Here is an 11,293-nt window from a genome sequence, read left to right as displayed (position 1 = left end):
GTATTGGAATCTTGCCATGGTTAAAGAGCAGTGAAGCTTTTTACCGATTTTAATCAAATGCGTTAACGATGACACCTAGCCACAAATAGCGGAGTGCCACTTGTCTCAAAATCTTGCCACCGTCAGCCGTCGCGCGCTATTACCCGAGCGTATTGCAAGCCTTATTGATGCACTATCTAGTGGGGTGTACGAACGCGAGCACACTATCAAAATGTGTCTATTGGCCGCACTCGCGGGTGAAAGTGTGTTTTTACTCGGCCCGCCAGGCATTGCCAAAAGCTATATTGCGAAACGTTTGATAGAGGCGTTTGATAACAGCCAATTTTTTGAATATTTAATGACGCGCTTTTCGACCCCGGAAGAAGTGTTTGGCCCGCTTTCGATTCAAGCGCTAAAAGATGAAGGCAAATACGTACGCCTAACCGACGGCTATCTACCCAATGCAGATGTGGTATTTTTGGATGAAATATGGAAAGCCGGACCTGCCATTCTTAACACTCTTTTAACCGTTGTGAATGAACGCACCTTTAAAAACGGTGAGCATGTTTATCCTGTCCCTATGCGATTGTTGGTTACCGCGTCCAATGAACTGCCTGATCCCGATAGTGGCCTTGATGCGCTCTATGATCGCATGTTACTCCGCGTTTTCGTCAATCGTATCCAAGAGAAGAAAAACTTCAAACTGATGCTTACCGAGCCCAGCCAGGACGAAGTGGCGGTGGCCGATAAGTTGAAAATTAGCCATCAAGAATATCAGGATTGGCAGACCATTATTCCCACCTTGGGTCTGCCGGATGCGATATTCGAAAAACTCTACACACTAAAACAGCGGGTAGAAAATGCCGGCAGTGAACAATCACAATTCGACCCAAGTGAACTTTATGTGTCCGATCGCCGGTGGAAAAAGGCGGTGCGTTTGCTAAAAGCGGCCGCTTTTTTCAATGGTCGTGATGAAGTCGCCCCATTGGACTTATTGTTACTGGAAGACTGCCTATGGCATAGCCCAGAATCGCGTGATGTGGTGAAAACCGTGATGCAGGCATTTGCCAAAGAAGTTCTGTTCGATCAACAAGAAGTGCTTGCCTTGCTCGATGACGTCAAAGTGGCGTTAGAAGATATTGAGCAAGACACAGCTGAAGCGCTGACCTATCGACAAGACACGGCCAACGCTGGGCTCACGCGCAAAGCGATGATTGACTTGAGCCAGTCGCCTCGCTTCACGGTCAACCAAAGTCGAGATTTGGTTCGTTTTGTTCTACTTCGAGCCAACCCATCGGTTTCAGAGCAAGAAAAAGGTGACAGTCGTTGGGTGTATCTTGATGCGGCTGACATTGAGAAAAAGTTGAAAACAGGCAGCACAGACTTGTATGGCTATGTGAATAAAAATAATCACCTGTGCCGGCTCACTCTGGAGTGGGATGCGCAGCACGCCTTAGTCATCAAAGACATTGCTAATCGGCCGGTGCCTATGGCCCTGGTGGGCGTGAACGATCCGAGCGAGGAACAGCTGGCCACATGGACACAACAAACAGATCATGCGCTTGAACAATTGCAGCATGCGCAGTTTTTAATTCGTCGCGCGCGCAGTCAGCTCAATGCTGGGTTGCCCCATTTATTTGCGCAACCGGATCTGCTTGAAACCGCGTCAGCGAGTTTGGTCGACGTCGAACATGAGGTCAAAACGCAGATTAATAACCTAGAGCGCCAAGTTAATCGTTTAGCGCGCTTAGGTGAGTTCTTCTCAGGAGCCAGTGATGCTGAGCGCTGAGAGCCTGAACATGGGGTTGATGCTCGCCGAGTCTGGGTTACTGGATGCGGCGATGACAGAGTTGATGTCTCATCCCCAGTTACTTGTGTTGACAGAACGAAGCCCAGCGATTAAGCGAGCAGTAAAAAAACAGCTTCACCGCTGGCGGGGGCAAACAAAGCGCAAACTGGTTCAACAAGGGTTGTCAGCCTCTCTGAAGCAAGAAATTCAATACTACGAGCAGGCCACCGAAAAAACCGCGCGCGCGTTTGAAAAAGACATTGATACTTTACTAAGCCACTTAAAATCTGTTTCTTCTTTCTATCCGCAGGCAGAAAGGCTCGCAGCCCATCAAGCTCAACATGCTGATCCTATGTTTCAGTCGTACTTTTGCAACAAATGGCACGCGCATTTAAAAGCGGAAATACAAAAAAACCAGTCCGACAGTGTTGAATCACAAAAACAAAAATTACTCGACGATCTCTATCGCCGTATCTCGACCTATCAAAAAATGAATGGCGTGGATCAATCGGGTGATATCAGCAAAGTGGGGCGGCTATGGGATATGGCGGCCAGCTCGCTTTCCCAGCAAGACGTCACCTTACTTAAACGGTTTATTACTTTTTTAGAGAAGAACCCAGAGCTTCAGGCGATTGCCGAACAGTTAGGGCGAATGGCAAACCATGTTGATGCGCAAGGGCCCAGCGAGCAGCCGACGGAAACGCTAAAAACCGTGCCGGAAAAGCAAGTTGATGTCCCTGATGACATCACCGGCATCTGCCAAAGTGATCGTGTTGACCGTCTCTTACCCAATGAGGCGGTATTGCTGGCTGATCCTGCGCTCGAGGTTGTTTTTTATAAACAGCTTGTCGATAAACAACTGCTAAATTATCAAATGACGGGCCAAGCCCATCGCCGGAAAAAAGTAGAGACGTATGCCCCCAGTCAATCCAAGCCAGAGCAAAAAAAGGGACCCTTTATCATAGCCGTCGATGCCTCAGGCTCGATGAGTGGATTCCCAGAGCAATGCGCCAAAGCACTCGCCTATGTATTGATGCGGATTGCCGCGACCGAGCATCGTGATTGCTATGTCATGCTCTTTTCCACTGACCATATCAGCTACGAGTTAACCGGTGAGCGCGGTTTGCAAGAAGCGATGAGCTTTCTTTCATATCGGTTCCACGGCGGGACAGATATGGCACCTGTGATCGAAAAAGCGCTTAATCTGATGGCCGGTGAACGCTATCAAAACGCCGATCTAGTGGTGGTGTCGGACTTTATTGCTCCTAAGCAGTCCGAGACGATGATCGAAAAGATCGATGCATTGAAGTTAAAGCAAAACCGTTTCCATGCGGTAAGCTTATCCAAATATGGCAACCCTGAATTAATGGCCATGTTCGATCACTGTTGGCGTTACCAGCCCTCATTAGGAGGACGCCTGATTAATCAGTGGTGGCCGAGCAAAAATAAGTCATAGAAAATAGATGACTAGGCGCTTATATAACAGCAAGCGCCGTAGCAAGTTAACCGAGTAGCAAGCTGTCGTCGGCGAGGGTTTCGCCGCGCACTTTGTTGAACATGTCTAAAAGATGTGGCACGTCCATATTTTTGCGCTCATCACCATGGACATCTAGCACAATGTTACCTTGGTGTAGCATTACGGTTCGATCACCGCATGCCAGTGCGTCTTTCATCGAGTGCGTGACCATCATGGCAGTGAGGTTAAACTCATTGACGATAGTTTTGGTTAAATCAATCACGAACGCGGCCATGCGTGGATCCAGAGCGGCGGTGTGTTCATCGAGCAATAAAAGCTTGCTGTCTGACAGGGTGGCCATCACCAAACTTACGGCCTGACGCTGACCTCCAGACAGCAGACCAATGCTATCCCCTAGTCTATCTTCTAAACCTAACCCCAAAATCGCAATGCGCTCTTGGAACAATTTACGACGTTTACTCCCAAGCGCACGTGACCAACCGCGCCCTTTACCTCGCCGATAAGCCAGCGCTAAGTTTTCTTCGATGGTTAACGACGCGCAGGTACCCGCAAGTGGATCTTGAAATACGCGTGCGGCAAGGGTGGCGCGCTGATGCACAGCCTTCTTGGTCACATTAATATCGTCAATCATAACTTGGCCGCCAATCATCGGCGTTTCACCGGTGACGGCGCCCAGTAAGGTTGATTTGCCTGCGCCATTGGAGCCAATGATGGTGACAAACTCGTTTTCGGGAATGGTTAAGCTTACGCCGCGCAGAGCACGGTTTTCAAGGACGGTCCCTGGATTAAACGTGACCTGAATATTGTTCAGCGAGATCATCCTGACACCTCCGCCTGTTTTGCGCGTTTGGACTTTTGATACTGTTGGCGCATTTTGGGAGCGATCAATGCCACGGCAACCAGCACCGCGGTAACCAAGTTGAGATCAGAGGCTTGAAGACCAAACATGCCACTCGATAGTGCAAAGCCGACGGCGAGGCGATATAAAATAGAACCCAGAATCACCGCCACAACGGCGACCCAGACTTTACGTCCAGGCAGTAATGTTTGTCCGAGGATCACGGCGGCGAGACCGACGACAATGGTCCCTACGCCAGAGGTCACATCGGCAAAACTATTGGTTTGCGCAAATAATGCACCGGCAAAGCCAACAAAGGCATTTGAAAGGGCGAGACCAAAATAGGTGTACATCGCCGTGCTGCCGCCTTGTGCTTGAACCATTCGCGCATTAACGCCCGTTGCGCGTAACCCCAAGCCAAAATCACTGGCTAATAAGCGGATCACGAGTAGCCCACTGATAATCACTAATACGCCCACGACTAAGGGACGCAAATAGACGGGTGCAATACCGAGTGATTCAAATGGCGTTAGGATGGTTTCCTCGCCGAGTAAGGCAATATTGGGTCGCCCCATAATACGAATGTTTACCGAAAATGCGGCAATCATGGTCAAAATACTGGCGAGCAAGTTGAGGATGCCGCACTTTACAGTGAGAAAAGCAGTGACTAATCCGGTGATGCCGCCAGCCAAAATCGCCATTGCGGTCGCAAACCATGGGTTATAATCCGCCACGATCATAGTAGCGGCAACGGCGGCGCCCATCGGGAAACTGCCGTCAACCGTTAAATCGGGAAAATCGAGTACACGAAAAGTGAGATAGACACCTAGCGCAACCAAGCCATAAACTAGGCCGACTTCTAGGGTGCCGAAAAACGCAATTGCCGTCATTTACTACTCCTAGATTGAGCCTAACTACTCTACGATTCGTGAGGCGCGATCCAAGATAGAAGCTGGCACGTCGATCCCCAACTTGTCTGCAGCCGAACGGTTCACGGCTAAGTCAGACCCTTCCGCAACTTTGGCAGGTAGAGATGAAATCGGCTCGCCGTCTAAGATGGCCGCAACATAGTCCGCTGTTTGCACCCCGACGGAGTAATAATCAAAGCCAAGTGCAACGACCGCGCCATTGGGGATATAGGACGTCGATCCACCTAGGACAGGGGTATCTGCTGAGTTTGCAGCGGCCACTAAACCATCAATCGCACTGGCAACAGTATTGTCTGTTGGCGCATAGATAATATCGGATTGGGTGGCAACAACTTGCGCAGCAGATTGCACATCTGCGCTTTTCAATGCCGTGCCTTCGATCACTTTTATCCCGTGCTCTGCTGCCGCGTCTTTTAACAGATCAACCAATGTCACTGCGTTCGCTTCACCGGGGTTATAAACCACTCCAATCGTCGACAGGTTGGGAAGCAGCTCTTTGGCCAGCCCCACATGCTGGGCAACAGGAGAAAGATCAGATAAGCCGGTGACGTTACCCGTTGGCGCAGCCATATCTTTCACTAATTTGGCGCCGATAGGATCTGTTACCGCCGTAAAAATGACGGGTACGTCGCGTGTTGCAGCCGCGAGCGCTTGCGCTGATGGTGTCGCGATACCGACTAAGACGTCAGGTTGTTCTCCAACATATTGACGCGCAATCTGCACCGCAATTGCTGGATTACCTTGCGCAGTTTGATATTTAAACGACAAGTTGTCACCTTGGATATATCCTTTCTTCTCCAAGCCATCAAGCAGACCGTTGCGGGTCGCGTCAAGAGCGGGGTGCTCAACGATTTGGGATACGGCGACGCGAGCGGTCTCGGCAAATGCGAATGGTGCATGCCCCAGTGATAGGAGCGCTGCAAATATAACGGCAGCAATTTTCAGTGTTTTCATGGTGACTCCCTTCTTGTTACTCACACATCCTTGCGCAACCGCGGCGATGCAGTTGCGATGTTGTCTATTTGTTATTGTTAGTCGAACAGCGTGCGATAGCACATTTCGTACACTTTTCTTAAACTTAGTCGATTTTTGCCAGAGATAACAGCGAACATCGACTAGTAAATTGATATTATTAATCTTGACAGTAGAGAATGTCACTTCTTTTTTGTGATTTCATCATGGTTATCAATAGACGTTATCGCCATATTTGTTAATATTATGTTCGTTTTTGTTCTGTGGTGACCTAAGACGACAAAATAAACAATTATCGTTCGGAGTGAATGCCACAGAGCGCGCTGTTTGTTATATCAAAAATAAGGAAATAAAATTTGGAGGCTCAAGGATGAAGCGTTTGGTTGCGGCGTTGGCGGTAGTGTCACCAACGGCTTTTGCCGCTACAACAGGCGAAGGACTGGATCTCACCCAGTCATGGGTAGGGTATGTGTCTTTGGCAATCTTTGCGGTTGCTTACAGCCTAGTCATGTTGGAAGAAAAGCTCCACTTAAGAAAATCAAAGCCTGTATTGTTAGCCGCGGGGCTGATTTGGTTACTGATCGGGTTTGCATATTCACAATGGGGAAATATGGCACCGGCGCATGCCGCGCTTGAGCACAACTTGCTGGAGTACGCAGAGTTGTTGCTTTTCTTGCTGGTGGCAATGACCTATATCTCGGCGATGGAAGAGAGGCGCCTGTTCGATGGATTAAAGGCATGGATCTTAAGTAAAGGCTATGACCTAAGAACCTTGTTTTGGATTACTGGGGTACTTTCTTTCTTCATCTCGCCGATTGCTGATAACCTCACAACCGCACTGCTGATGTGTACCATTGTGTTGAAAATTGGGGGCGACAATCCACGTTTTGTAAACCTCGCGTGTATCAATATTGTGGTTGCAGCGAACGCCGGCGGAGCGTTTAGTCCCTTTGGTGATATCACCACCTTAATGGTTTGGCAGGCGGGCAAGGTTACTTTCACCGAGTTTGGTGCTTTGTTTATTCCATCTGTTGTGAACTACGTGATCCCAGCTTTTATCATGTCACGCTTTATTCCACGCACTCAGCCGGACGTGATGCAAGAATATGTCGAGTTAAAGCGTGGCGCTCGACGAATTATGGTGCTGTTTTTGCTCACGATTGCAACGGCAGTTGCCTTCCACGGCTTGATTCATTTCCCGCCGGTCATGGGCATGATGATGGGCCTCGCGTATTTGCAGTTCTTTGGTTTTTACCTGCGCCGAACGTTACCACGTTCTTTGGCGCGGAAACGGGCGATTGCTGAAGCCAAAAATGATGAAGCCGCGCTGAGTCGTCTCGGTTCAGTGGTCCCGTTTGATGTCTTTCGCCGTATTTCCCATGCAGAGTGGGACACACTGCTGTTCTTTTATGGTGTCGTGATGTGCGTGGGTGGCTTGAGTTTGATTGGTTATCTGTCGCTGGTGTCGAATGTGATGTATTTAGAATGGGATCCGATCTGGGCCAATACACTTGTCGGTGTGCTATCGGCGGTGGTGGACAACATTCCTGTTATGTTTGCGGTATTAACCATGAGCCCTGAGATGTCACACGGTAACTGGCTGTTAGTTACGTTAACAGCGGGTGTGGGGGGGAGCTTGTTGTCTCTTGGCTCTGCGGCCGGTGTCGCGCTGATGGGGCAAGCGCACGGTAAATATACCTTCTTTGGGCACTTAAAATGGGCGCCGGTGATCATGTTGGGCTATATCGCAGCGATTGGTGTGCATTTAGTGCTCAATAGCCACTATTTCCATATTCAATAAGCCCGCGTTCTGTTCTAGAAAAACCTCGTTGTAAGCAAAAAACGCCGGTCTTAAACGACCGGCGTTTTTATCGTCGGTAGCATGGTTGATTGAATGGCCGATACTACGCCGTCAATACAGGGACGCCGTTAATACAGGTACCAGGCCATCAATACAGAGTTAAACCACCATCGTGGGGCAATGTGCCCGCCCTGCCACACGGTGAGACACACTGCCAAGAAACATCCCGTCTTTATCGGAGTGCGTGCCATGTGCGCCCATGACAATCAAATCCACTTCTTTGCTTTTCGCAAACTTGATAATGGTTTTGGAAGGACGCCCGCCTTTGACAAACCCGCGCACACCTTCTCCGCCATTTTCAAGTGCGTGTTGCTTGGCTTGCTCGACAATGTTGCGGGCGTATTCGCTTAAGGTTTGATCTGGGATTTGTAATCGATCGGGGCGAACCATCGACAATGACGCCTCGAACAAGCTGTGATGTTTAAACACACACAATAAGTAGAGTTCAGCATGGGTGAGTTGCTGCAGCTCAATCGCTTTATCTAACGCATTTAATGCAGAATATGAGCCATCGACGGCTACCAGTATTCGTTTAAACATCAATTACTCCTGTTGTTTAGTTACCCAAACGCGATATCACGTAGGAATAACGCAATCTGCGGGAACATCACCAACAGCGCGGCTGATAGAAGCAGCATCGCGATAAAAGGCCCCGTTCCGCGGATAACTTCCCAATAGGGTTTTTTGAAAATGGCAATGGCCGTGAAAATATCACAACCAAATGGCGGAGTGGCTGAGCCAATCGCTACTTGCAAGGTTATCACAATCCCAACATGGACAGGATCAAGACTAGTCGCTTCTATCGCAGGTGCAAATATGGGCGTTAATACCAAAATCACTACAATCGGATCAACGAACATACAAGCAACGAAAAAGGCGATAGAGATAGATGCCAAGACACCCATCGGCCCCATTTGGCTGATCCCCACGGCCTCGAGAATGGTCTGCGGAATTTGCGCGAATGAAATAATCCAAGAAAATCCATTACCGACGCCGACAAGAATAAAGACCACCGCGGTGATTAAGCCCGTTGACCGTGCAATGATAAACACGTCTTTACGGCTCAATGATCGGAATACGCCAAACTCAAGAATCATGGCATAAAGCACACATACGGCCGCTGCTTCGGTTGGACTAAAGACGCCGCCATAAATACCCCCAACAATGATGAGTGGGAACATCAGTGGCCATAATGCTTTGCGTGTCGCCGTGAGACGTTCGCTCCAACTGGCTTTGGGTTCCGTTGGTACTTTATTGACAGTGGCGTAATACAAACAATAAAGCGAGAAAAAGGTGAGGATCATTAGRCCTAGGCCTATCCCGGCGATAAAGAGTTCAGCAWTCGATGTTTCCGAGATCACGCCATAAATAATCATGCCGATACTGGGTGGGATCAAAAAGGCGATATCACTGGCATTGATGATTAAGGCAAGCGAAAACGAATCACTGTAGCCAGCGCGAAGCAATTTAGGGCGTAGGGCTGAGCCTACTGCGACAACGGTGGCTTGGGTAGAACCTGATACCGCACCAAATAAGGTACAAGAGGTCGCGGTGCTGATCGCTAAGCCACCACGAATATGGCCGATAAAGGTCATGACCATATCAATTAAGCGATTCGCTGATTGCCCCCGAGTCATGATATCAGCAGCAAGAATAAACATGGGGACAGCAATTAACGAGGCAGGCCGAATGCCGCCTAACACTTGCTGAATAAAGGTATCCATTTGACCGACACCGCCAAACATCATGTAAAAACCGGTTAAGGCGGCAGCCGTAAGTGGAATCATCATCGGAAAGCCGAGCACGAGCAAGACAATCATGATGAGCATTAAAGTCATGGCCATAGTGGTTGGTGCCTATAAATACGACCACGATCATAGACAGAGGCAATGTATTGATAAGAAAAATAGGCCAATACCAGCATGATCAGGCCGGTCACGAGCGCGATCGTAGTCATTAGAATTTTTCTGCCTGTGAATGGCAAGGTGTCATAAAGGGCAGACATCCGTATATGGCGGCCATGACGAGCGGCATAACCAATTCCTGCAAAGGTGATCAATATAATTAAAATGCGATTAATTTCGCCTGAAAAAAATAACCCTTGTCCAAAGCCAAAGCGTGCAATGACGTTGACACAGGTATTCAGGGCCATTAAGAGCACACCGGCAGCCAACATAAAGGATTCGATTTTACAAATCAGGGTATCCAGTTTGCCAAGGAGGCCAGGTAGCTCGGAGTGGTACTTGAGAGAGTCGGAATCGGTCATTGCGTATTCCTCAAATAAACAGGCACCGCGTGGGGCGGTGCCTGTACGACTGACAACTAGTTAGTAACGGCTTCCAAGTCTTTCTTAAACTGGTTAAGAAGTGCTTTACCGCTTTCACCGGTCATTTCATAGAAGGTTTCTTCCACTTGTGGTGCACGTGCTTTAAATTTCTCGATCTGTGCATCGGTCAAGCGTGTCACGGTCACCTCGTCACTTGCCGACTGAATTTTATCGAGCGATTTCTCTGCAAGACCACGGATGTGTTGAACCGTTTCGTTGAACGCATAATCAGCGGCATCACGGATCATTGCTTGATCATCAGAAGACAAACCATCAAAGAACTCTTTGTTCGCCATTGATGCAGTGGTGAACCAACCATGGTGTGTGAAGATTAAGTTAGGTGATACTTCGTACAAACCGCCTGATTCAATCCAGAAAATCGGGTTTTCTTGGCCTTGAATCATGTTGGTTTGTAGCGCGCCGTATACCTCACCCCACGGTAATGGCGTTGGCGTTGCACCAAAGGCTTCGTAGGTAGATGACAGCAGTGGATTAGTCATCACACGAATTTTCTTCCCTTCCAGGTCTGCAGGTTCGGTGACAGGCTCGTCTGCCGTCATCACCATTTCACCTTCTGGATACATCTTGAGCAGTTCTAGACCTTGCTCTTCGTAGAGCTCAGGGAAGTTTTCATTGACCGCTTTACTCTGGCGGAAGAACTCTACCACAGTGTCCATTTCCGTTGGCATCAGATAAGGGATAAAGAAGATTTGTGCTTCAGGGATTAACGAACCAGTAAAGCCGGGTGATTGGTTAACAAATTGCAAGATGCCCGCTTGGGTTTGCTCCATGATATCGTCAGACTCGCCGAGCTCGCCAAACCGATAAATTTGCAATGAATGTTCTGAGTTATCTTCAATGTACTCCTTAAATTTGTGTGCATAGACGTCCTGCACGTCACCTTCGTACTCCTCGTGGGCATAACGCCAAGTGTCGGCATTGGCCATGGCTGAGAAGCCTAATGCGGCGGCAACGCATGAAATTGCAGTCAATTGCTTAAGGTGGCTATAAATGGACATCATGTCCCTCCGATATGTGGATTAGCTTTCAATCGTGGTGAACGAGAGTGTGATTAAGATCATTTTCTCAGTGAGTGAGGTGGCAGTTCTGGCCTCTCTCTCC

10 protein-coding genes are annotated in these 11,293 nt (G+C 48.8%); 3 read left to right on the top strand and 7 right to left on the bottom strand.

All coding sequences use genetic code 11. The annotated features are described in order from the left end of the window. Positions 1 to 100: 100 nt before the first annotated feature. Together BZG79_RS06445 and viaA are read left to right on the top strand one after the other, a co-directional pair. A complete protein-coding gene (locus tag BZG79_RS06445; protein WP_077576698.1) occupies positions 101 to 1,768 on the top strand; it encodes an ATPase RavA domain-containing protein in 1,668 nt (555 codons plus the stop codon). After that, positions 1,755 to 3,224 carry an ATPase RavA stimulator ViaA gene (gene viaA, locus BZG79_RS06440; protein WP_077576697.1) on the top strand — a complete coding sequence of 490 codons (1,470 nt, stop codon included), beginning with the start codon at positions 1,755 to 1,757 and terminating at the stop codon, positions 3,222 to 3,224. The genes BZG79_RS06445 and viaA overlap by 14 nt, the downstream gene beginning before the upstream one ends. Positions 3,225 to 3,270: 46 nt before the next feature. Here the strand turns inward: viaA and BZG79_RS06435 are convergent, their stop codons facing one another. The 3 genes from BZG79_RS06435 to BZG79_RS06425 are packed head-to-tail and all read right to left on the bottom strand — an operon-like array spanning position 3,271 to position 5,966. Continuing rightward, on the bottom strand, positions 3,271 to 4,065 hold the full coding sequence (locus tag BZG79_RS06435) for an ABC transporter ATP-binding protein (protein ID WP_077461405.1): 795 nt from the start codon (positions 4,063 to 4,065) through the stop codon (positions 3,271 to 3,273). Further along, complete coding sequence (locus BZG79_RS06430; RefSeq protein ID WP_077773998.1) at positions 4,062 to 4,973, bottom strand: ABC transporter permease; 912 nt, start codon at positions 4,971 to 4,973, stop codon at positions 4,062 to 4,064. The genes BZG79_RS06435 and BZG79_RS06430 overlap by 4 nt, the downstream gene beginning before the upstream one ends. Before the next feature lie 24 nt (positions 4,974 to 4,997). Then, a complete protein-coding gene (locus BZG79_RS06425; protein WP_077773997.1) occupies positions 4,998 to 5,966 on the bottom strand; it encodes an ABC transporter substrate-binding protein in 969 nt (322 codons plus the stop codon). A gap of 388 nt (positions 5,967 to 6,354) precedes the next feature. Between BZG79_RS06425 and nhaD the strand changes: the two genes are divergently transcribed. Further along, on the top strand, positions 6,355 to 7,785 hold the full coding sequence (gene nhaD / locus BZG79_RS06420) for a sodium:proton antiporter NhaD (RefSeq protein ID WP_021024507.1): 1,431 nt from the start codon (positions 6,355 to 6,357) through the stop codon (positions 7,783 to 7,785). Between the two features lie 159 nt (positions 7,786 to 7,944). Here the strand turns inward: nhaD and BZG79_RS06415 are convergent, their stop codons facing one another. From BZG79_RS06415 to dctP, 4 genes are read right to left on the bottom strand one after another with little or no spacing between them, the layout of a single operon-like run. Next, on the bottom strand, positions 7,945 to 8,385 hold the full coding sequence (locus BZG79_RS06415) for a universal stress protein (RefSeq protein ID WP_077461402.1): 441 nt from the start codon (positions 8,383 to 8,385) through the stop codon (positions 7,945 to 7,947). Between the two features lie 20 nt (positions 8,386 to 8,405). Continuing rightward, positions 8,406 to 9,689, bottom strand: a complete 1,284-nt coding sequence (locus BZG79_RS06410; RefSeq protein ID WP_077773996.1) for a TRAP transporter large permease — start codon at positions 9,687 to 9,689, stop codon at positions 8,406 to 8,408. Then, positions 9,680 to 10,111, bottom strand: coding sequence for a TRAP transporter small permease subunit (locus BZG79_RS06405; protein WP_077773995.1), 432 nt, complete (start codon positions 10,109 to 10,111; stop codon positions 9,680 to 9,682). The genes BZG79_RS06410 and BZG79_RS06405 overlap by 10 nt, the downstream gene beginning before the upstream one ends. A 56-nt stretch (positions 10,112 to 10,167) precedes the next feature. Continuing rightward, positions 10,168 to 11,193, bottom strand: a complete 1,026-nt coding sequence (dctP, locus tag BZG79_RS06400; protein ID WP_198532339.1) for a TRAP transporter substrate-binding protein DctP — start codon at positions 11,191 to 11,193, stop codon at positions 10,168 to 10,170. Positions 11,194 to 11,293: the final 100 nt, after the last annotated feature.

Source organism: Salinivibrio sp. MA427, from assembly GCF_001996115.1.
In the GTDB taxonomy this organism is placed as follows: Bacteria; Pseudomonadota; Gammaproteobacteria; order Enterobacterales; family Vibrionaceae; genus Salinivibrio; species Salinivibrio costicola.
Note: the sequence above shows the minus strand (reverse complement) of the source record. Positions and strands in the feature narration are given on the sequence as shown.

Bases quoted from the DNA above. Each gene is read 5' to 3' on its own strand.
- BZG79_RS06415 (WP_077461402.1), bottom strand. From the start codon at position 8,385: ATGTTTAAACGAATACTGGTAGCCGTCGATGGCTCATATTCTGCATTA.
- dctP (WP_198532339.1), bottom strand. From the start codon at position 11,193: ATGATGTCCATTTATAGCCACCTTAAGCAATTGACTGCAATTTCATGC.
- BZG79_RS06405 (WP_077773995.1), bottom strand. From the start codon at position 10,111: ATGACCGATTCCGACTCTCTCAAGTACCACTCCGAGCTACCTGGCCTC.
- BZG79_RS06430 (WP_077773998.1), bottom strand. From the start codon at position 4,973: ATGACGGCAATTGCGTTTTTCGGCACCCTAGAAGTCGGCCTAGTTTAT.
- BZG79_RS06425 (WP_077773997.1), bottom strand. From the start codon at position 5,966: ATGAAAACACTGAAAATTGCTGCCGTTATATTTGCAGCGCTCCTATCA.
- viaA (WP_077576697.1), top strand. From the start codon at position 1,755: ATGCTGAGCGCTGAGAGCCTGAACATGGGGTTGATGCTCGCCGAGTCT.
- nhaD (WP_021024507.1), top strand. From the start codon at position 6,355: ATGAAGCGTTTGGTTGCGGCGTTGGCGGTAGTGTCACCAACGGCTTTT.
- BZG79_RS06435 (WP_077461405.1), bottom strand. From the start codon at position 4,065: ATGATCTCGCTGAACAATATTCAGGTCACGTTTAATCCAGGGACCGTC.